The sequence below is a fragment of the Rhizobium sp. GW821-FHT14E12 genome, assembly GCF_058803745.1.
In genome coordinates, this window is record NZ_JBXAPH010000001.1 from 606,453 (window position 1) to 627,683 (window position 21,231).

Sequence of the window (21,231 nt, forward strand, 5' to 3'; positions counted from 1 at the left end):
TATTATGCCAAACAGCCAGATCGGCATAAGCAAAGAAAATCTAATGTACAGTACATCTATAGAAATTAAGAGCTTATGGATTTGGCAAGGCTAAGTCACTGAATATGCCATCGGCTGATGGAGTGATGGATGGGAACTGTTTCGCAGTTGCACGAGCATGTCAGGCCGCCCGCGCACCGCATTCAAAGCGAAGAGGAAGCGCTGCAGATCGCCCGATCGCTGGCCGCCCGCTTCGCGCAGCAGGCAGGCGACCGCGACATCAACCGCGTGCTCCCCTACGAGGAAGCGGAGGCCCTGTCGCAATCCGGACTGCTCGGCATCACCACGCCCTCCGAATATGACGGCCTCGACATCTCCAATTCCATTCTCGCCGAAATCATCGCCATCCTGGCGGAAGCCGATCCTTCGATCGCCGAGATTGCACGGAACCATTTCTATATTCTCGAGGCGCTACGCACTGGCGGCAGCGAAGAACAGAAGGACACCTTCTTTGCGAGGGCATTGGCCGGCGATCGCTTCGGCAACGCCCTCTCCGAACCCGGCACCGCAACGGCCGGGCAAGACAACACCCGCCTGACGCTGGAAGGACCTGGTCATCGCGTCAATGGCCGCAAATCCTATGCCGCCGGTGTGCTTTTCGCCGACTGGATCGCGATCTCAGCGCTCGACGCGCGGAATGAACTGACCATCTCCCTCGTCCCACGCAGCACCGAAGGCATCCAGATCATCGACGACTGGGACGGTTTCGGCCAGCGCACCTCCGGCAGCGGCACAACCATCCTGCACAATGTCTATGTCAACGCCGACGCCGTCCTTGCGCATCACGCAAGTTTCGAACGACCAACGACCATAGGTCCGGTGGATCAAATCATCCATGCCGGCATCGATCTCGGCATTGCCAGGGCCGCCTTTGCCGAAACCGTGGAATTCGTGAAGACCAGCGCCCGCCCCTGGATGAACAGCAGCGTCGAGCGCGCGGCGGACGACCCACTGACCATCGCCAGGATCGGCCAGATCGCCGTCCGCATCGAGGCGGCGACGGCACTACTGGAGCGCGCGGGCCGGAAGATCGATATCGCCCAGATCAACCCGACCGAGGACCATGTGATCGACGCTACCCTTGCCATGGCGGCGGCAACGACGTTGACGACGGAAATCGCCATCGAAGCCTCGAATACGCTGTTCGAACTTGCCGGCACCGCATCCACGCGCATTGGCCTTAATCTCGACCGCCATTGGCGCAATGCCCGCACCCACACGCTGCAGGATCCCACCCGCTGGAAATATCATCTCGTCGGCAATTATCATCTGAACGGTGTAACGCCGCCGAAGAACTGGGCGCCATGAAACGCAAACCGCCGGCTTCAAGCCGGCGGAGATGTCCAAAATATTCAGGCTGATCGCTCAGCCGACATTCGAAGCGCGATAGTCTTCCCGCTCGTCGGTATCGATCCCCGGCCCACCGCCGGCGACGAACTGTTCCAGCGTCATGTTGTCGAGAATATCGGCGATCGCATCACGGACTTCCGTCATGGAGCGCCTGACATGACAGCGCTCCGGATCGGCGCAATCGTCACAAGCCTCGTAAGCCGTGCGGCTGGCACAGCGGATCGGCGCGAGCGGTCCGTCGAGCGTGCGGATGACATGGCCGATGCGGATCTCGGAGGCGAGACGCGATAGCGAATAGCCGCCGCCTGGTCCCTTCTTCGAGCGCAGCACGCCGGCATTGCGCAACTCCAGCAGGATGGTGTCGAGGAACTTCTTCGGGATGTTGTTACGCGAAGCAATGTCGTTGATGAACGCAGTCTCGCCCGGCGCGAGGCGTGCCAGATCCACCAGCGCCTTCAACCCGTATTTTCCTTTTTTCGTGAGCATCGCTGTCCGCTTTACTACAAGTTCGATTGTTGGGAGCCCGGCTGACCGGTCGAGACTCGGCCACCGATCCTGTCATTATTGGCCACGGAAGTAATCCCGCTACCTTTAACGAACAAGACAATAACTCACAAATTGTATAGTTTATATGAGTAAATTTAGGCAATTGTATCGCCTAAGCAACGATTTTACAGTTTTTCTTGCCTTTACGCGGCACTGATATCGAAATGCGGCCTGTCGTGCCTGCGATTTTCATGATCACCGATTGCCGACGCCACTTGCCCCGCGACGAAGACACCATGCTCGACCACTTCCGGCAGCCCCATGAGTTCGCCGAAAGTTCCCCGCGCCAGCGGTCCGGAAATGAACAGCGACGGCGACACCGCGCCGTCCGGCCCCTGCGCCTGGGATGTCGTATTGCAGGCAAGGCCGAGGCGCGTGGCGTCGATGGCGAGATAACCTGCCTCCGCAAGTGCGCCGATCCAGCCTTGCGTCTCCAATATGCCGCGATGGCCCGGCCCGGTCGTCACCACGACCGCATCGAACTGACGATCGATACTTCCGGCCGAATGGCTGAGGTTGAGCCGACAATCAATCGCCCCGTCCTTTGTCTCCACGGATGCGACGGAGGCTGCGAGAACTTCCAGCCTGCCGCCGCGAATCGCCTCCTCACTGGCGGCCTCGACCTGCGGCGCGACGCGGAAACGGTGCACATCCCAGAACGGCCGCAAATGCCGCACTACGCGCCGCCGCTCTTCAAGCGGCATCGCCCGCCACAAATCCTGCCCCTGTGCGCGGACCTGATCGATGACGGCGTGCCAACTGCGCCCCTCGGCTTCGGCCTGCCGAATGGTGGCACGCACTTGCCGCAACAGATCGAGCGCGGTGCGCGACGGGTGGCTGACGAAATCGCCGAACAGTTCCTGCCTCACCAGCGCATGGCCGCGCGACCGCAATCCACGTCTGGAGATGGCGGTGATCGGTCCCTTGTGACCGCGCAGGGTAAGGGAAGCAATAACGTCGGCGGAGGTCAGACCGTTGCCGACCACGAGCACGCGATCGCCGGCGCGGATAGCAACGAGTGCATCCGGCCGCGTCGGATCGACGACAAAACGCGGATGGCCGGCCAGAGCGCGCCGCAGCGGCTCCGGCGGCAACGGCGAGGGATGGCTCGTGGCGATGACGAGAATATCCGCCTCTACCCGCCGACCAGCCTCGCCCTTGATCACCCAACGATCATTCAGCCGCCGCACGTCGGCAGTCTTCTCAGCCACATGAGTGATGCGGCCATCATCGATGAAAGGCTGCACCATGTCATTGATATAACGCCCGAAAACTTCGCGCCGCGGAAACAGGCTGCCATTTGCCGCCACGGCCGTCTCGTCGCCGGCCAGCGCATTATTGGCTTCGATCCAGCGTTGAAAATGCTCGAGATCATCGGGCAGCAGGCTCATCTTCGCCGCCGGCACGTTGATACGGTGCGCGGGATCCTGGGTATCATAGGCTAGCCCCGCCCCCAGCCTGGCGCGTGGCTCGAAGATGAAAAGCTGGCCGGGCTGCAGCCGCTGGCTTTGCAGCAGATGAAAGGCAACCGCCGCGCCGGAAACGCCGCCGCCGATAATTGCGATGATTGGCCGATCACGCGACGAATCGTGAGAATAAGTGGTCATCGCCAAATCCTTCCGGTCCGATCGATCGCGCGAACGATCTTGGCGCCGCCAATTGCGCCTTCTCCACAGCAATATACTCTACAAATTTTATTGACAATAGAATGCCGTGGCAAGCCGTATGGTTCCCATGCACAGACGCAACGGCGTCGAAACCGATATCACCTTTGCGAACAAACACTTCCTTGTGCTGTGCACAACAGCATTATTGCACCGCAGGATGTAAAAACCTTGGCATACACCCAATAAAAGCACATACTAATGATTGTTCTGGCTCGTGTTCTCTGGGAGGAGAAACATCATGGAACTACTCCGCATGCTGTCTGCCTTCGACTATACGCTGATCCTGCTCCTGGTGGTGATCTTCATCTTCAGCATGATGGAAGGCGGCGGACATAAGAGGCATTAGGTCAGCGCTGACACGAATGTCAGGTACCTAAGGTCGACTGTGATCGGTTGAATGTTGGCGCCCACGGCTGCCTGCTCTTATGCGCTTTTCTCTGAAAAATTTACGACCCGGATCGCGCTTGGAACAAGAGCAAGCCGCTGATTCACGCCTCGTCGATAAGCCAACTGACTTCTAATCAGCAGGCTGACGAAAGCCAGCATATTGCAAATACGAATAGCGCAAATTCGCGCTTCCACCGCCGGCGGCCAGCTTTAACTGGCGCCGCTATCACAATGATATTCTAAGAAAATTTGGTGGGTGATGTAGGGCTCGAACCTACGACCCGCTGATTAAGAGTCAGCTGCTCTACCAACTGAGCTAATCACCCGTAACCGCTCGCTGGCGGTGTGAACGGGCATATAAATAGGATCGGTTTGATTGTCCAGCGGCCAGATCAATTTTCTTTCGTTATTCGTCAAAAAAATTTCGAAGAACGAAAAAAACTCAATAAAATCAAAGCTCAAGAATTCCGGTCGCTACACGCACCGCTTGGCCGCCAATTCGCGCATTGGCGATCTCGCCGCCATCGACATCGATATGGAGGTGGATGAAGGACGGGCGGCCCATCTCGACTCCCTGTTCGATGATGATCGGATGATGCCCATCCGGTAGCTGATCGAACTGATGGATCGCGCCGGAGAGCGCCGCCACGGCCGCGCCCGTCGCGGGGTCCTCGACAATGCCCATCCCGACCGGAAACATGCGCGCGTGGAACTTGGCCATGTGATTGACGCCGCCGCGACAATAGATGAAGGCGGAGGCGAGCGCGCCGTCGACGAAGGGCACCATCTTTTCCCAAAGCTGCAAATCGAATTCCAAGCGTTCAGCCGCTCCGACATCATGCACCGGCACCAGCAGGAACGGCACGCCGGCGCTCCAGATCGATGGGATGTGATTCTCGAAGCCGACCTCGGTGATCTTCAGGCTGAGCGCGTTGGCAATATCCGCCTTGTCGAGCGGCAGCACGATCTGTTGTGATTTACGCGGCAGGTCGAACTCGGCAAAGCTTGCCTTTTGCTGCCGGAGCCTGACGGCGCAGCGCACCGGCCCCACCCGTTCGTCGAGCACCGAGACCAGATCGATATCACCGCCATGATTGGCATGCGTTCGTTCGGCAAGCGCGATTGCGGTGCCGACCGTTGGATGGCCGGCGAAAGGGAGTTCACGTCCTGGTGTGAAGATGCGCAGGTTCGCCGTATGCGTCGGGTTCTGCGGCGGCAGAACGAACACCGTCTCGGAAAGGTTCATCTCCTTGGCGATCGCCTGCATCGCCTCGTCGCTCAGGCCTTCGGCATCGAAGATTACGGCCAGCGGATTGCCCGCGAGCCTGCTGTCGGTGAACACATCATAGACACTGAAGCTGCGGGCCACCCCTGCCTCCCTCACATGACTTTAGACTGCATAGCCACCCGGCTTCCTCATACATAACGGCAACACCTTTCAGCGCAAGCTAAAGCTGTTCCGCACGAGCGAAGAACCATGCCAGGATGGGCGGCATCGCCGAGCTGTAGCGATGCGCCGTCGGATCAGCGGAACGGATGGCGACCGCGCCGTCGATCTCCTTTTCCTCGTCCACCAGCATATGCGCCCTGATCTTCTCGAGCATCTCGTCGGCGGTCCAGGGAAAGCGAAAGATACGGAACAGGGTAACGGAGCGATTGGCATGCGTCGCATAATAGCCGGGCTCGGCAAGGGCCACGTCAAGATCGAGACCGGTTTCCTCCAGAACCTCGCGCCGCATGTTACCCTCGACATCACAACGACCGTCGACAATGTCGTTTTCATCCATCGAACCCGCGGCACAATAGACCTGGCCGGGGTTGGCCGTGTGCTGCGCCATGCGAATGGCGATGATCGCGCCATCGGAGGAGACGGCGACCGGAAAGGCGAAGACATGAAAGCCGCCGCCGCGCTCCCTGTGCTTGCGCCACCACATGAATGTGGAGAAAGGCGTTAGATAGCCCTCGCCCGCCACGGCTTGCTCGCTGACCTCGAGACGATGCTGAAAGATCATGCGGCCGTCGTAAAGGGCCGGATTGGCGGCAATCTCCTTCTTCCAGTTCTCACCTGCCGCCTCTGCTTCGTTGAGATGAAAGGGATGATCGCCGGCAATCACCTTGAGATCGATGCGGGCGACCGGAAAGACGGTATTTTCCGGCGGCCAGCCGGCCATGTCATTTTGCGGTTTGAAAGCGGAGTTCATAAAAGATCCAATGTCATGACGATGGGGCAATGGTCGGAAGCCTTCGGCCTGTCCCAACCCGTGCGCGGATAGCGTTCCACCTCCTGCCCAGGCGGAAAGATGGTGCGGAAAGGCTGGCCGGAGCGGACGACATCGGGCAACCGCGTGCTGTTGGCGCGCGCCAGGGCCGGAGACAACCAGATATAGTCGAGCTGGCAGAGCCATTGCTCCTGCGGCCCGCGCGCGTGATAAAGCGTCCAGCGGTCGAGCTCCTCACGCCGCCGCATGACGTTTTCAACGAAACCGTCCTCGCTGAAGACATCGAGCGCGCTCACCTCTTCGTCCCGGTGCTCGAAGCGATAGCCCGTATGGCGTGTGCCGATAACGTCGACACGTTCCTGATAGTCGTTCATGTCGCCACAAATGGCGAAATTCTTGGCAGCCGTATGACCCACGCCGAAACGGGTCTCGATGATGTGGCGTACCGCCAGCGTCTCGGCACGGCGCACCGGCATGGTCGACTGGCGGCCATCGACACCCTCCCGCGCCGGCCCCATCGACTTCAGATGCACGACATAGAGCGAGAACGGCACGCCGCCGATGGTCAGATCGAGCTCCAGGCAGTCGCGCTTGAAGATTTTGTCGTCCTCGTGAAGGCCGAGCGCCGCCAGTTCGTCGGTGAACAGATCGAAATCGCGATAAGTCACCATGGCGTGACTCTTGATGTCTTTCAGCACGATCGGCTGCCCGTCGCTCGTCTGCTCGCGCATCATGACGGCCACATCGATACCTCTGGAGTCATTGCCTTCGATCAGGAATTTCTGCCGATAGCCATTGCCGACCATGCGGTAGAGATAGCCATATTCGAAGGCCTGCAGCGCCGCCATGCTGTCGACTTCCTGCAAGCAGAGGATATCCGCATTGGCATCCGCGATGGCGAGTGCCGTCATCTGCCGCGTATCGTCAGTCGCGGCCACCACGCGGGCCGCTTCAAGCTGCTGGTAGATGTTCTCGTTCTTCACATCGAACAGCTTCAGCACGCGGTCCTGCCGCAACTGATTGCGAAAACCAGTGTAATCGAAACGGGTCAGCAGGTTTTCGACATTGAAGGTGGCAAGACGCAGGGACATGAAGCATTCCGGTTTATGGGGATCGGGATTGGCTCGGTTCGCACATATCAACCAGCCTTGGCAGTGACGGTCGATTTGAACTTGCCCATGAGATAGGGGCCTGAGAGCACCGGCGCATATTTCGGCTCCTCTCCCGGCGGCAAACAGGACGGCAGGCAGGCAATTTCGGCGAACCAGTTCGGCTGATGAAAGAAAGCCAGCGACTGCCGCCGCTGCATACCGCCCTCTTCCGGTGGCGGATTGACGACCCGATGCACGGTCGAAACCCATCGATCGTTCGTCCACAGTGCCATCAGGTCACCGATATTGATGACGAAAGCACCCGGCACCGGAGGCACCGGCGTCCATTGGCCGTCAGGCGCGATAATCTCCAGACCCTTGGAGCCTGGCTGCGGCAATAGGATCGTCAGGCTGCCGTAATCGGTATGGGCTCCGGCGCGTAGCTGACCCGGCTGTGGCGCGACGCGCTGCTCCGGATAGTTCAGAGCCCGGAGCGCACTGATCGGCATATCGACGTAGCTGTCGAAGAAATGCTCGTCGAGACCGAGCGCGGTCGCAAAGACCCGCATAATCCGCCGCGCCAGATCCTCCATCGACCGATAGTAAGCTTTCCAGGCGTCCACGAAGCCTTCAGGCCCCTCCGGCCAGATGGTAGCGGCATAGCAGAAGCCGAGTGCCTCGGGATCGGTCATATCAGGCGGCACGGCAAGCGGTCCGCCGTTGAAACTTTCCTTGAGATCGGGCGGCGTATCGACATTGCGCGATTTCGCCAAAGCCTCGGTGCCGGGGCCAAGATAGCCGTAGGGATAGCCGGGATAAGGCGCCTTCACCCGCTGCTTGACATCGGCCGGCCGGTCGAAAAATGCATGCGTCTTGGTCCACACGCCTTGGATCACCGCATCATCGACACCGTGATTGGCGATCGCCAGAAAACCTATCGAACGGCAGATCTCGTCGACCTCGGCGCCAAGCCGCTTCTTCTCCTGATCGCCGGCCACCTCGAAAGCGCCAAGGTCGAAAATCGGGAAGCTCTGGTCGGACATGGCGCGACTCCCATTCATGAGATCAGGCAAATCAAGCACAGGTGGAGGCAGCGAACAACCGTCTTGTCTTTCCCGCTCAGAGCCGCCAAGCCGAGCGGATTGCGACGGGATAGACATCGCCGGGCTTTACCGCTTCACGGCTGTAGGCTCTCAACACCTGACCGTCCGGCAGCGACAGCCGCAGCGCATAGCGCTCGCCCTCGTAAAGGACGGTCTCCACCCGGCATGCAATACCCTCTGCATCGCCGACAACGTCCTCCGGCCGAACGAGGATATCGGCGCGCTGGGTCTTCTCTTCCTGCTCGCTCCAGATCGCCTTCAATGCCGGCCAATCGATCAGCCGCGGCCTGCCATCCGGAACAGCGAGCGACAGGATCGCGCCCTGACCGACCAATCCGCCGACCAGCCGCCCCTCCGGCCGCGCATAGATTTCTGCCGGAGCAGCAACCTGCAGCAAGCGTCCCTCGGACATCACCGCGACATCGGTCGCCAGCGCCATGGCCTCGCTCTGATCATGAGTGACGTAGACCATGGTGGCGCCGGAGCGTTGATGGAACTCGCGGAACGTCTCTTCCATCTCCTTCTTCAGATGACGGTCGAGATTGGCGAGTGGCTCGTCGAGTAGCACGACATCGGGCGATGTTACGAGGCAGCGTGCCAGCGCCACACGCTGCCGCTGGCCGCCGGAGAGATCGGCGGGCCGCCGCTCGGCATAATCCTCCAGCCGCACCGTCGACAGCGCCTCTCGCACCTTCTGACGGTAGCGCTCGCCGGAAATACCGCGCACCTTCAGCGGATAACCGACATTGTCAGCAACATTCATATGCGGCCAGAGCGCATAGGACTGGAACACCATCGCCATATTGCGCCGCTCTGGCGGCAGCGTATGGGCGGCATCCGCCAGCAGGCGTTCGCCGAGATGGATCGAACCATCCGTCGGCTGCTCGAAGCCAGCGATCATTCGAAGCACCGTCGTCTTGCCGCAGCCGGACGGTCCGAGCAACGCCAGGAATCCGCCTTCGCGAACATCGAGCGACAATGCGTGGACAGCGGCGCGACCGCCCGTGCCGAAATCCTTGCTGACATGATTGAGGATCAGCTTCGCCACGGCACCACTCCCTTCGGCAGGCGCTTGGCCAGGATTTCCAGCAGCAGCATCATGGTAACGACCATGGCGATGACGATGACCGACATGGCGGAGGCAAGATCGGAGCTACCGCCGTCATCGAGATTGTAGATGACCACGCCGAGGGTCTGTGTCCCCGCCGACCAGAGCAGGGCCGAAACCGTCAACTCGTTGCAGGCGATGAGAAAAACCAGGATCACCGAGGCTCCGGCCGCCGGCGCGATCAGCGGCACGATGATATCAAAGAGACGCCGGAAGAAGCCAGCTCCCGATAGACGCGCCGCCTCCTCCAGCGCCGGATCGAGCTGCAGGAAGGCGCTCATCACCGGTTTGAGGCTGACGGCGAAATAGGCAGAGAAATAGGCGAGCAGGATGATCCAGATCGTGCCGTAGAGCGTGACGTTGAGAACCGGCAAAGGGGCAGCAAAAACCAGGATGAAGCAGACGGCGATAATGATCCCCGGCAGAGAATAGGGGATCTCGATCAAGCCGCCCACGATCCGGCTCAGCATGTCCTTGCGCTTCGTCAGCACATAGGCCGCAAGGACTGTCACCACCAGGAGACCAAGCGCCGTCGTCCCGGCAAGAAACAGGGAATTGGAAAAGGCGATGCGCGTCGCCGTCTGGCGAAACAGGATTTCGGCAAAGGCATTCAAAGACGCCGTCTTGAAACTCAGCGGCACACCATAGGCCGGCACCAGCGCGCCGGCGACCAGCGCGAAGAAGGGGGCGACCAGCATGATGAACAGGATCGCCCAGAGCAACGGCAGGGCTGCAAAGCGCCAGCGACCGAGCGAGAAGGCGGCGGAGGCGCCGGAGAGGCCAATCACCCGATAATCACGCCCTCTCAGAGCCCTGCCCTGCACCGCAAGGCCGGCGACCGAGATCACCGCGATCATTGCCGACAACAGGGCGATATCGCCGAAGGTGCGCGGGCCGAAGGTGGAGAATTTGGTGAAAATCAGCGTCGACAGCGTGAAGATCGAAGCCGGTATTCCGAGGATCGCGGGTATGCCGAAATTGCCGACCGAGGAGACGAAGGCGATGGCAGCGCCCGCAATGACACCGGGCAGTGACAGCGGCAGGATAATATCGCGGAAGACGCGGAGGCCAGAAGCGCCTGACAATCTCGCCGCCTCGACGCCATCGCGCGGCAGCGCCATCAACCCGGCTCGAAGCGCCAGATAGACCAGCGGCGCATGCTGCACGCCGTAAAGCAACGCAATGCCGCTGATCGAATAGAGCGGCTGTGGCGAGCCAAGCGGCGGCGCGATATGCAGCGCCTTCAACAGCGGGCTCGACGGGCCGGACATCTGCACCCAGGCGAGCGCCGTCACCTGCGGCGGGATCATCATCGGCAGGACGAAGAGAAAGCCGAGCGGCCCCCTGCCCGGCAGGTCGGTCAGGGTCAGCAGGAAAGCGAAGAGGCAGCCGAGCAGCACCGAAATCAGCGTGCCAAGCACGGCCGTCTCGATGGTGTACCAGGCGGAGCGCCAGAGAGCGGGATCGGTGATCAGCTCATAGGCGCCGCCGCGCAGCAGCGCCGCTATTCCAGCTTCTGCCAGCCGCGCCAGCGGCAGCACGCTCAGAAGCATCACGATGGTGACGACAAAAGGAAACAGCCAGGCTGGCTGGCTGTTTCCCTTACGCATATATCCGTACATCGACTGCCCAGGCCGGATCACTTCGATCCGTAATAGGAGGAGAAGGTCTTCAGGTCCTGATCGGTGTTCTTCAGGGCTTCGGCCGCATTCAACGGCAAAACCTTGATGCTGTCACGCGCCGGGAAACCGGCGGGCAGCGACATGCCGTTGCGGGCCGGGATATAGCCGAGCTTCAGGAAGCCTTCCTGGCCCTTTTCGGACAGGACATAATCGACGAACTTCTTGGCGGCATCGACATGCTTGGCACTGGCGAGAATGCCGACCGGCTCAGTCACGGCCGAAACGCCTTCGGTGGGAAATACGAATTCCAGCGGCGCGCCCTTGGCCTTTTCGCGGATCGGCATGTAGTCGACCACCATGCCGTAGGCCTTCTCGCCCGAGGCAACCGACTTCAGCACCGCACCGTTACCGCCGGCCGCGACCGCACCATTGGCGGCAAGGTTCTTATAGAAATCCCAGCCGAGGCTGCCGACTCCGGCAAGCGTCTGCGCGTGAATGAGAGCGGCGCCCGAAGCAAGCGGGCTCGGCATGGCGACGAGACCCTTGGCTTCCGGCTTGGTCAGGTCCTGCCAGCTCGTCGGCTTCATCGAAGCGGCAGTGTTGTAGACAATGCCGGTGGTGATCAGCTTGGTGGAATAATAATAGCCATCGGCATCATACAGCGCCGCATCGTAGTTCACCGCTTCCGGCGACTTATAGGCCAAGAGCTTGCCGGCTTCCTTCAGGCGCTCCAGCGTCACCGTGTCGGCAATCAGGAGGATATCGGCGACCGGAGCGCCAGCCTGGATTTCCGCTTGCAGCTTGGCGATGATCTGCGGCGTGCCGTCGCGAACCCAATCGACCTTGATGCTGGGATTGGCGGCCATGAAGCCATCGACAGTCGCCTGCGCATCGGCATTCGGCTGGCTGGTATAGAGGACGAGGTCGGCGGCAAAGGCCGAGCCGGAGAAAAGAGCGGCGGCCAGGAGGCCGGCGAAAGCAGAAACAAACGTCTTCATGGAGCGTCCTCGGCTGGGTGATCAGGAGGGTTGCTTAGACGTATGGCTTAACATGATTGTGACAGTTCAATTTAAAGAGGTGGAGCTTTCATGTCATGCTTCGGCCTTGACCACCGGAGAGCAGCCCTATTTCCTAGCGCACGAATTTCAGATCTGATTTTTGGAGGATAAATCTATGGAATATCGTCTGCTTGGCCGTTCCGGCCTCAAGGTTTCCACCATCACCATGGGCACAATGACCTTCGGCGGCGTCGGCTGGGCGAAGACCGTTGGCGATCTCGGCGTCAGCGAGGCGAAGAGGCTGGTTGACATGTGCCTGGATGCCGGCGTCAACCTGCTCGACACGGCCGATGTCTATTCGCAGGGCGCTTCGGAGGAGATTCTTGGCGAGATCATCGGCGGCCCGCGTAAGAACGGCGTGTTGATAGCCACCAAGGCGCGCTTCCCCATGGGCAACGACGTCAACGACGTCGGCTCCTCACGCCAGCACCTGATCCAGGCCTGCGAGGCCAGCCTGAAGCGCCTGAAGACTGACGTCATCGATCTCTATCAGTTGCATGAATGGGACGGCCAGACGCCGCTGGAAGAGACGTTGGAAGCACTCGACACGCTCGTCCGTCAGGGCAAGGTGCGCTATATCGGCTGCTCGAATTTCTCCGCCTGGCACATCATGAAGGCGCTCGGTGTCAGCGAACGCGACAAGTACCAGCGCTTCGTCAGCCAGCAGATCCATTACACGCTGGAAGCCCGCGACGCCGAATACGAGCTGCTGCCGGTCAGCATCGACCAGGGCCTCGGCGTGCTGGTCTGGAGCCCGATCGCCGGTGGCCTTCTCTCCGGCAAGCACCGCCGCAACCAGGCGACGCCGGAAGGCACGCGCCAGTTCGCCGGCTGGACCGAACCGCCGATCCGCGACGAGAGCCACCTGTGGAACATCGTCGATACGCTGGTGGAGATTGCCGATGGCCGCGGCGTTTCAGCGGCGCAAGTGGCGCTCGCCTGGCTGATCGGCCGCAAGGGCGTCACCTCGGTCATCATCGGCGGCCGCACGGAGGCACAATTCAAGGACAACCTCGCCAGTGCCGAGCTGAAGCTCACCGACGAAGAGCGCAAGCGCCTCGACGATGTCAGCCTGCTGCCGCTGCTCTACCCCTATTGGCACCAAGCCAATACTGCCAGCGACCGCCTGAGCGAGGCAGACCTGTCGCTGATCGCGCCGCATCTGGCGAAGTAAGGAGAGCAAAACACCTTCTCTCCTCGGAGAGAAGGTGGACTGGAGCGATTTCGTAAAACGAAATTGCGAGAGGCCGGATGAGGGGGACTCCTCGCCCAGCGAGGAGAGTCTTGAGCGGCAGGCGAAAGACATCCCTTACGGTGCAATGCCCCCTCAACCAGCGCCCCTTCGACAAGCTCAGGAGCGCATCCTTCTCCCCGCCGGGGAGAAGGTAAAAATCAGGCCGCCATCGCCCCGATTTCACCCGCGACCAACTTGCCGAGGCGCGAAATCCCCTCCTCGATCATCTGCTCGTTGGCGCAGGAGAAGCTGAGGCGGAAGGTGTTCGGGCCGGAACCGTCGGCGAAGAAGGCTTGGCCCGGCACGAAGGCGACCTTGACGGTCTCCAGCGATTTCGCCAGCAGCTTGGCGCCATCCATGCCCTTCGGCAGGGTGACCCAGACAAACATACCGCCCTCCGGCTTGGTCCAGCTCGTGCCCGCCGGCATGTATTTCGCAAGTGCGGCCAGCATGCAGTCGCGACGGTGGCTATAGGCCTTGCGAACCTTGGCGACCTGCGCATCGAAGCCACGCTCGGCGACCTGATGGATGGCGATCTGATTGATCGTCGAGGAATGCAGATCAGCCGCCTGCTTCATCAGCACCAGCTTGCGGATAACGGGCGCATTGGCGACGACGAAACCGACGCGAAGACCCGGCGCCAAGGTCTTGGAAAAGCTGCCGCAATAGATCGTCCGCGTATCGTTGATATGGCCCTTGCGGGCGATTTCCAGCGCCAGGATCGGCGGGACCGGCTCGCCATCGTAGCGCAGCGACTGATAGGCGGCATCCTCGATAACAGCGATGTCCAGCTCGTCGCCAAGATCGATTAGCTTTTCGCGCGCGGCGAGATCGACCGTTTCGCCGGTCGGATTGGCAAAATCGGCGGAGAGATAGGCAAATTTCACCCTGCCGCCGGCCTGCTCGGCCGCGGCTCGATAGGAGGCCGGGGTCCGGTTACCGCCGGAGGTGAGCTGATCGTAGGTCGGCTCATAGGCATTGAAGGCCTGCAGCGCGCCGAGATAGGTCGGCGCGGTCACCAGCGCCGTATCCTTGGGCGACAGGAACAGCTTGCCGAGATAATCCAGCCCTTGCTGCGAACCCGAAACGATGAAGACGTTTTCCAGCTCGCAGGGAACGCCAAGCGCCGCCATCTGGCCGACCAGCCATTCGCGCAGCGGCTTATAGCCCTCGCTGACCGAATATTGCAGCGCCGCGTTGACCGCCGGACCCGAAAAGATGTCCGCATAGGCCTGCTTGAATTCCTGATCCGGAAACAGCGCGGGATCGGGAATGCCACCGGCAAAAGAGATGATGTCAGGCCGCTCCAAAAGCTTCAGCAGCTCGCGGATTTCGGAGGCGCGCATACGGCTGGAACGCGTCGCAAAGATGTTTTCCCAATTCAACATGGGGCTTCCTCGTAATTTTTGGTCTTTGCAGAACAAAATCACGCAACAAAATATAAGTCAATAATACTGACCTATTTTGTTTGTAACGGTGACAAGGAATCGAGATTGATCGATAGAATGAGGCCTTTCTGCCAATGCAGCGCGCCGATTTCTCGCTTCCGAAAGGACCTACACATTCCTCTGTTCAAGTGTTATTCTTACGCAACATCAATCGATCAGAAAAACGTAAGAATGGCCACCGCGACCCTCTCATCGAAATTTCAGATATCGATCCCAAAAGAAGTGCGCGATCAGCAGCACTGGAGCGCGGGCCAGGAGTTCGTATTCATTCCGAAAGGCAAAGGCGTGCTCCTCATGCCCGTTCCGACTTTGGCAGATCTCAAAGGTATGGCGCGTGGCGCAAATCCGGAGAACTACCGTGATCGGGACGACCGATTCTGATGCGCGTGGTTGATAGTTCCGCGTGGATCGAGTGGCTTCTTGACAGCTCAACTGGACAGCAGCTGTCCGACCAAATTCCGGAGCCCGACGCCTGCATCGTTCCGACGATTGTCCAGCTCGAACTTTCCAAATGGCTTCTTCGCGAACAAGGCGAAGACGCTCTGAACAACTTCATCGCCTATACGATGCTATGCAACGTCGTACCGTTGGACACGGCAACTACCCGCCGCGCTGCCGAACTCTCCGTGCAACACAAACTCGCCACTGCCGATGCGATCATCTACGCGACCGCCCTCCAGCACGAGGCCGATGTCCTGACCTGCGACGCACACTTCAAAGGGCTGGAAAATGTAATTTACCTCCCGAAGGTAGCGGATTGACATGACAAACGACGACCCCACCTCCTCTTTCTACAACGACAACGCCGCCGTCTACGCTACACGCAAACGTAACCTGCCACGAAGCCGGCTCGATGCCTTCCTGGCCGCTCTTTCCGCAGGTGCATCCATCCTCGAGCTTGGCTGCGGCGCCGGTCAGGACGCGGCCTATATGATTTCGCGCGGCTTCGCCGTGACGCCGACCGACGGTTCGACCGAGCTTGCCAAACAGGCGGAAGCCCTGATCGGCAGGCCCATACGGATATTGCGGTTCGAAACGCTCGATATAGAAGACGCCCACGACGGAGTCTGGGCCGAAGCTAGCCTACTGCATGTGCCTCGCGCCGCCCTGCCCGATGTGTTTGACCGTATTCAACGCGCGCTGAAAGACGGTGGTCTCTTCCATGCCAGTTTCAAAGCCGGTGAAGCCGAAGGCCATGATATATTCGGCCGCTACTATAACTACCCCTCGGCCACATGGCTGACGACTCTCCTCGGCAAAGGCGGCTGGAGAGATATCGCAATGACCGAAGCCGACGGCGGCGGTTTCGACGGCAAGCCGACGAAGTGGCTCTACGTCAAAGCACGGAAATAGGAAGACCACAGCTTGGCTGTCACTCTCATCGACCTAAGGCAGCTTGGCATCTAGGTACAACATCCACTGCCAGCTAGATTCACCCGGGTTAGCGCCAATGTGTTGTACGCAGATCGGTCAAAGCCGCCTCAACAGTATCGATGCGCCACATATCTCCATCAGCTACATGATCGACAACTGCCATAAAAGCAGTTTGCAACGTGTCGCCGCATAACCAACCGGCGATCGTCCGTCTGCTTGCCAAATCAAGGTCTTCCCAAAAGGCCTTGCCCTCAGGCAGGCTATCCGAACGGTTGATGAGATCGGCGAGCTGCAAGGCAGAATTCGGCGTCAGATTGGCCAGCCATGACTCGAAAATAGAATTGATATTCTTTTCGAGACGAATTGCACTGACGAACCAATTCATTGCATCGAACTCATCGGGATGTTGCAATCGTGCCCAAAGCCAAGATGCGTGATAAACGTCCTCGATCGCCGAGCGCTCCAATGCTGGCCACTTATGCCAGCCAACACGTTCCAGCTTCGACAAGATTGTCAGCGGATCGAAGCCAGGCTCACCTGGCGTCAAAAGAGCATGTTGCAGAATGCGTGGAAGGTAGTGCTTATATTCTCCAACGTCCCCGACTGTGGTTATCGCCCACATCGCGTGGCCGCCCAGAGCGTTGCCGCTCAACTCCGGCATCGGTGCTGAGCGTAAATCGTGCAGAATCCTCTCCGGATTACGCAGCGGCGATGCATCCAGCATTTCGGGGGCTAGATATTCAGCAAATGCAGCATAGGCTGCCTCCCAGCATCTCTGAAGATTGGTGGCCACCGTTGCAGAATTGGTTTCGACAGAAGTCATTGCAACCCTATAGCGAATCTCCAGCAGTTTCGCCAGCTGGCCGTATTGCTAATGGTGCAAAAATAAGGAGCCGGGGAAGTTTCCCTCCCCGGCCCTCTTTGCTGCTTAAATGTCTAAAAGAGCTTAGTTGACGCTCTTGTCGACCAGCTTGTTCTTGCCGATCCAGGGCATCATGCCGCGCAGCTTGGCGCCGACTTCTTCGATCTGGTGGCTGTCGTTCATACGGCGGATACCCTTGAAACGGGCAGCGCCCGAACGGTATTCCTGCATCCAGTCCGAGGTGAACTTGCCGGTCTGGATGTCCTTCAGGACGCGCTTCATCTCGGCCTTGGTTTCTTCGGTGATGATGCGCGGGCCGGTGACGTATTCGCCCCACTCAGCCGTGTTGGAGATCGAGTAGTTCATGTTGGCGATGCCGCCTTCATAGATCAGGTCGACGATCAGCTTCACTTCGTGCAGGCACTCGAAATAGGCCATTTCCGGTGCGTAGCCGGCTTCAACCAGAGTTTCGAAGCCAGCGCGGATCAGCTCGACGAGACCGCCGCACAGAACGACCTGTTCGCCGAAGAGGTCGGTTTCGCACTCTTCGCGGAAGTTGGTTTCGATGATGCCCGAACGGCCGCCGCCGACGCCGCAGGCGTAGGAGAGAGCGAGTTCAAGAGCATTGCCGGAAGCGTTCTGGTGAACGGCAACGAGGCAAGGAACGCCGCCGCCCTTCTGGTATTCGCCGCGAACCGTGTGGCCCGGACCCTTCGGAGCGATCATGACGACGTCGACCGAAGCCTTCGGCTCGATGAGGCCGAAGTGAACGTTGAGGCCGTGTGCGAAAGCGATCGCAGCGCCGTCACGGATGTTCGGAGCGATGTCGGCCTTGTAGATGTCGGCCTGGAGTTCGTCCGGGGTCGCCATCATCATCAGGTCGGCCCAGGCGGCGGCTTCGGCAACCGTCATGACCTTGAAGCCATCGGCTTCGGCCTTCTTGACGGTCGGCGAACCGGCCTTCAGCGCGATCACAACGTTCTGTGCGCCGCTGTCCTTGAGGTTCAGCGCATGGGCGCGGCCCTGCGAACCATAGCCAATGATGGCAACCTTCTTCGATTTGATGAGATTGAGATCAGCATCACGATCGTAATAGACGCGCATTGTTTTTCCTTCCCTTTGCTTGTCTGGTGTAAGGCGTAAATTGAAACTTCTCAGACGGTTGCTGCTGCTTCCGCCAAAACCTTTTCCGTGCCGTAAAGCTTGAGAAAAGCGGTGACCGCCCTCTCCGCCTGACGGCTCGTATCCTTCAAACCGGGCTCGCCGAGCAGCATGCGGACATGCAGATCGGAAACGATGAGCCCGTAAAGCGTGTGATAAGCCTCGTCGGCATCCATGAAGCGCAGCAACCCTGCCCGCTTGCCGGCATCGATGAGACCGCTGGCGCGGCGGTCGATCTGCCGGCGGCCGCGCTCCAGCAGCAGCTTGCCGAGCTTGGAGCCGTCGCGGTTCGACTGGCCGATCGCCAGGCGGTTCAACGCCAGTGACACGTCACCCGCCAGAACCTCGAGCAGATCGCGCGCAAACACCACGAGATGATCGTGCAGGCTCGCCGCCGTCAGCCGCTCGCCGTTACGCTCGAACGTGCGTACCTTGCTGGCCTGATAGGTGATCATCGCCGACAGCAGGCCGTCGCGATCGCCGAACCACTTATAAAGACTTTCCTTTGAGCAATTGGCGGCGCGCGCGACGCCCGAGGTCGTCAGCGCCTTTTCACCGCCATCGACGAGCAAACGCAACGCCTGCTCCAGAACGGCGTTCTGGCGCGGCGAAAACTCGCTCGACTGTCCTGCTTCGCTAAGCACGATGGCCACCCTCAAATGAGTACCGTACGGTACGGTTCGTGGCGCGTTATGGCGTAGAGCAGAGCAAGCGTCAAGCGAAAATCGTCGCTGCACCGCATCAATAAAGCACGCGAAACTATTCCGCGGCGACCGGACTGCGTATCCCCTCGACGTCCCGGAGCGGCGACAGGCCGTAAAGGCGGCTATATTCGCGGCTGAACTGCGATGGGCTCTGATAACCGACACGATGACCGGCTGAGCCGACATCGAGTTGCTCCACGATCATCAGCCGTCGAGCCTCATGTAGCCGAAGCTGCTTCTGATATTGTATCGGCGTCATCGCCGTGACGGCCTTGAAATGATGATGCAGCGAGGAAACGCTCATGCCGGCACGCTCGGCCAGCTCCTCGATGCGCAGCGGCTGGGTGAAATTGCCACGAATCCACGCAATGGCGCGCGCCACCCTGTTGCTCTGGCTCTCCGCCATGGCAACCTGCAGCAGCCGGGGGCCATTCGGACCGGTCAGCAGGCGATAGAGGATTTCCTGCTCGATCAGCGGCGCCATGGCCGGAATATCCTCCGGCCGGTCGAGCAATCGGAGCAGCCGCAACGAGGCATCGAGCAGTTCCGGCGAAGCAGGATTGACCGCCAATCCACGTACGGGTTCCGCCGTTACCGCCTCGCGTGGAATACTGACGCGCGACAGCAGCTCCTTCAGCCGTTCGCTATCGAGCGCCATGCCGAAACAAAGATAGGGCGTTTCGCTGCCGACATTGGTGACCTGCGTCGATACGGGAAGATCGAGGGCGGTCAGAATGTACTCGCCAACGCCGTAGTGGTATATATCGGCACCAACAGTCAGGGTTTTGCGCCCCTGGACCACAATGGCGAAGCAGGGCCGGTAGGCCCCGTGCTGCCAGACGGTCGCGGCCGACTGCCGATAGAGATTGAGCCCTTCTATCGGTGTGCGATGCTCTCCATCCCCCGTCGCGAAACGGGCGATGATGGAAGCGAGTTCCTGATTGGGATTGAAAGGCAGGGTCATGCGCAACCGATTGTTTTCGAGGGTTTGTCGAGACCTATCTAGGTCTTCGTTTGCTGTTTCAAAAGAGCGCCGATCATCCAGATTCAGAGAATCGTACATAAAGCTTGCAGGATCGCTCTAACGCTGTCGCCTGTTTCCGACGCATAGTCAGTCATCAGAATTTCGACTTTACCTGAAGCCAATCCTACCAAAAAGGAACTCCCCATGGCTATTGCAAAGGGCTACGCCGCCACCGACGCGTCCAAGCCGCTCACCCCCTTCACCTTCGAACGCCGTGCGCCGAAGGACGATGACGTCGCCATCTCCGTCAAATATTGCGGCGTCTGCCATTCCGACATCCACCAGGCTCGCAACGAATGGGGCTTCTCCAAGTACCCGATGGTGCCGGGCCATGAAGTCGCTGGCATCGTCACCGCCGTCGGCTCGAAAGTGACCAAGTTCAAGGTCGGCGACCGCGTTGGCGTCGGTTGCTTCGTCGATTCCTGCACGACCTGCGCCACGCGCGACCTCGACTACGAACATTACATGCCGGGCCTGGTCCAGACCTACAACGACGTCGAAGCCGATGGCGAGACGCCAACCTATGGCGGCTATTCCGACTCGATCGTCGTCAAGGAAGGCTATGTCCTCTCCTTCCCGGACAATATCCCGCTTGACGCAGGCGCGCCGCTGCTGTGCGCCGGCATCACGCTCTACTCGCCGCTGCGCCACTGGAAGGCAGGCCCGGGCAAGAAGGTCGCGGTTGTCGGCATGGGCGGTCTCGGCCATATGGGCGTCAAGCTGGCGCATGCGATGGGTGCCGACGTGACGGTTCTCAGCCAGACGCTGTCGAAGAAGGAAGACGGCTTCAAGCTCGGCGCCGATCACTACTACGCCACCAGCGATGCCGAAACCTTCACCAAGCTCGCAGGTAGCTTCGACCTGATCCTCAACACGGTCGGCACCGCCATCGACTGGAATGCCTACCTGAACCTCCTGAAATACGACGGCAGCATGGTGCTGCTCGGCGTTCCGGAACATGCCGTTCCGGTCCATGCCTTCTCGATCATTCCCGGTCGCCGCAGCCTCTCCGGCTCGATGATCGGTTCGATCAAGGAAACCCAGGAGATGCTGGATTTCTGCGGCGAGCACAACATCGTCTCGGAAATCGAGCTGATCAATATCGACCAGATCAATGAAGCTTATGAACGCGTTCTGAAAAGCGACGTCCGTTACCGCTTCGTCATCGATATCGCATCGCTGGCCTAAGCATCACGGGTGCAAAGACCGATTGGAAAAGGGCAGCCGTTTGGCT

Annotated in this window: 20 protein-coding genes and 1 tRNA gene; 6 read left to right on the forward strand and 15 right to left on the reverse strand. The window is 59.8% G+C overall.

From position 1 onward, the window contains the following. Positions 1-129: 129 nt before the first annotated feature. Positions 130-1,347 carry an SfnB family sulfur acquisition oxidoreductase gene (locus AC1RO0_RS03000; RefSeq protein ID WP_498591470.1) on the forward strand — a complete coding sequence of 406 codons (1,218 nt, stop codon included), beginning with the start codon at positions 130-132 and terminating at the stop codon, positions 1,345-1,347. 57 nt (positions 1,348-1,404) lie between these two features. Here the strand turns inward: AC1RO0_RS03000 and AC1RO0_RS03005 are convergent, their stop codons facing one another. From AC1RO0_RS03005 to AC1RO0_RS03050, 10 genes are all read right to left on the reverse strand, one after another. Further along, a complete protein-coding gene (locus AC1RO0_RS03005; RefSeq protein ID WP_153365334.1) occupies positions 1,405-1,875 on the reverse strand; it encodes an RrF2 family transcriptional regulator in 471 nt (156 codons plus the stop codon). A 203-nt stretch (positions 1,876-2,078) separates the two neighbouring features. Beyond that, complete coding sequence (locus AC1RO0_RS03010) at positions 2,079-3,542, reverse strand: FAD/NAD(P)-binding protein (RefSeq protein ID WP_498591471.1); 1,464 nt, start codon at positions 3,540-3,542, stop codon at positions 2,079-2,081. 697 nt (positions 3,543-4,239) lie between these two features. Further along, positions 4,240-4,315: transfer RNA gene (locus tag AC1RO0_RS03015), tRNA-Lys, on the reverse strand. Between the two features lie 125 nt (positions 4,316-4,440). Next, a complete protein-coding gene (locus AC1RO0_RS03020; protein ID WP_498591472.1) occupies positions 4,441-5,358 on the reverse strand; it encodes a PhzF family phenazine biosynthesis protein in 918 nt (305 codons plus the stop codon). Between the two features lie 79 nt (positions 5,359-5,437). Beyond that, on the reverse strand, positions 5,438-6,190 hold the full coding sequence (locus AC1RO0_RS03025; RefSeq protein WP_498591473.1) for an NUDIX hydrolase: 753 nt from the start codon (positions 6,188-6,190) through the stop codon (positions 5,438-5,440). Continuing rightward, on the reverse strand, positions 6,187-7,299 hold the full coding sequence (locus tag AC1RO0_RS03030; protein WP_498591474.1) for an endonuclease/exonuclease/phosphatase family protein: 1,113 nt from the start codon (positions 7,297-7,299) through the stop codon (positions 6,187-6,189). Before AC1RO0_RS03030 ends, AC1RO0_RS03025 begins: the two co-directional genes overlap by 4 nt. 47 nt (positions 7,300-7,346) lie before the next feature. After that, positions 7,347-8,342: an isopenicillin N synthase family dioxygenase gene (locus AC1RO0_RS03035; RefSeq protein WP_498591475.1), complete on the reverse strand. Its 996-nt coding sequence runs from the start codon at positions 8,340-8,342 to the stop codon at positions 7,347-7,349. 76 nt (positions 8,343-8,418) lie between these two features. Continuing rightward, positions 8,419-9,450 carry an ABC transporter ATP-binding protein gene (locus AC1RO0_RS03040; protein WP_498591476.1) on the reverse strand — a complete coding sequence of 344 codons (1,032 nt, stop codon included), beginning with the start codon at positions 9,448-9,450 and terminating at the stop codon, positions 8,419-8,421. Further along, a complete protein-coding gene (locus AC1RO0_RS03045; RefSeq protein ID WP_498591477.1) occupies positions 9,438-11,132 on the reverse strand; it encodes an ABC transporter permease in 1,695 nt (564 codons plus the stop codon). The genes AC1RO0_RS03040 and AC1RO0_RS03045 overlap by 13 nt, the downstream gene beginning before the upstream one ends. 17 nt (positions 11,133-11,149) lie before the next feature. Beyond that, positions 11,150-12,130, reverse strand: a complete 981-nt coding sequence (locus tag AC1RO0_RS03050; RefSeq protein ID WP_498591478.1) for an ABC transporter substrate-binding protein — start codon at positions 12,128-12,130, stop codon at positions 11,150-11,152. Positions 12,131-12,305: 175 nt separating this feature from the next. Between AC1RO0_RS03050 and AC1RO0_RS03055 the strand changes: the two genes are divergently transcribed. Beyond that, entirely contained in the window at positions 12,306-13,364 is a 1,059-nt protein-coding gene (locus AC1RO0_RS03055) for an aldo/keto reductase (protein WP_498591479.1), read from the forward strand. A gap of 218 nt (positions 13,365-13,582) precedes the next feature. On the opposite strand, the gene AC1RO0_RS03060 is transcribed toward AC1RO0_RS03055, so the two are convergent. Then, entirely contained in the window at positions 13,583-14,812 is a 1,230-nt protein-coding gene (locus AC1RO0_RS03060; protein ID WP_498591480.1) for an aminotransferase-like domain-containing protein, read from the reverse strand. 231 nt (positions 14,813-15,043) lie between these two features. Here AC1RO0_RS03060 and AC1RO0_RS03065 point away from each other — a divergent pair, with 231 nt between their 5' ends. From AC1RO0_RS03065 to AC1RO0_RS03075, 3 genes are read left to right on the forward strand one after another with little or no spacing between them, the layout of a single operon-like run. Next, the gene (locus AC1RO0_RS03065; protein WP_012651738.1) at positions 15,044-15,253 is read left to right on the forward strand and encodes an AbrB/MazE/SpoVT family DNA-binding domain-containing protein; all 210 of its coding nucleotides are present in this window, start codon (positions 15,044-15,046) and stop codon (positions 15,251-15,253) included. Next, positions 15,253-15,633 carry a type II toxin-antitoxin system VapC family toxin gene (locus AC1RO0_RS03070; RefSeq protein WP_498591481.1) on the forward strand — a complete coding sequence of 127 codons (381 nt, stop codon included), beginning with the start codon at positions 15,253-15,255 and terminating at the stop codon, positions 15,631-15,633. Before AC1RO0_RS03065 ends, AC1RO0_RS03070 begins: the two co-directional genes overlap by 1 nt. Position 15,634: 1 nt before the next feature. Then, on the forward strand, positions 15,635-16,225 hold the full coding sequence (locus tag AC1RO0_RS03075) for a class I SAM-dependent methyltransferase (RefSeq protein ID WP_498591482.1): 591 nt from the start codon (positions 15,635-15,637) through the stop codon (positions 16,223-16,225). Between the two features lie 88 nt (positions 16,226-16,313). Here the strand turns inward: AC1RO0_RS03075 and AC1RO0_RS03080 are convergent, their stop codons facing one another. The 4 genes from AC1RO0_RS03080 to AC1RO0_RS03095 form a co-directional block, all read right to left on the reverse strand. Beyond that, entirely contained in the window at positions 16,314-17,069 is a 756-nt protein-coding gene (locus tag AC1RO0_RS03080; protein ID WP_498591483.1) for a hypothetical protein, read from the reverse strand. Between the two features lie 123 nt (positions 17,070-17,192). Beyond that, positions 17,193-18,212, reverse strand: a complete 1,020-nt coding sequence (ilvC, locus tag AC1RO0_RS03085; protein WP_498591484.1) for a ketol-acid reductoisomerase — start codon at positions 18,210-18,212, stop codon at positions 17,193-17,195. Positions 18,213-18,262: 50 nt separating this feature from the next. Further along, positions 18,263-18,913, reverse strand: coding sequence for a TetR/AcrR family transcriptional regulator C-terminal domain-containing protein (locus AC1RO0_RS03090; RefSeq protein WP_498591485.1), 651 nt, complete (start codon positions 18,911-18,913; stop codon positions 18,263-18,265). Positions 18,914-19,028: 115 nt separating this feature from the next. Further along, positions 19,029-19,937 carry an AraC family transcriptional regulator gene (locus AC1RO0_RS03095; RefSeq protein ID WP_498591486.1) on the reverse strand — a complete coding sequence of 303 codons (909 nt, stop codon included), beginning with the start codon at positions 19,935-19,937 and terminating at the stop codon, positions 19,029-19,031. A 204-nt stretch (positions 19,938-20,141) separates the two neighbouring features. Here AC1RO0_RS03095 and AC1RO0_RS03100 point away from each other — a divergent pair, with 204 nt between their 5' ends. Next, a complete protein-coding gene (locus tag AC1RO0_RS03100) occupies positions 20,142-21,185 on the forward strand; it encodes an NAD(P)-dependent alcohol dehydrogenase (RefSeq protein WP_498591487.1) in 1,044 nt (347 codons plus the stop codon). Positions 21,186-21,231 lie beyond the last annotated feature (46 nt).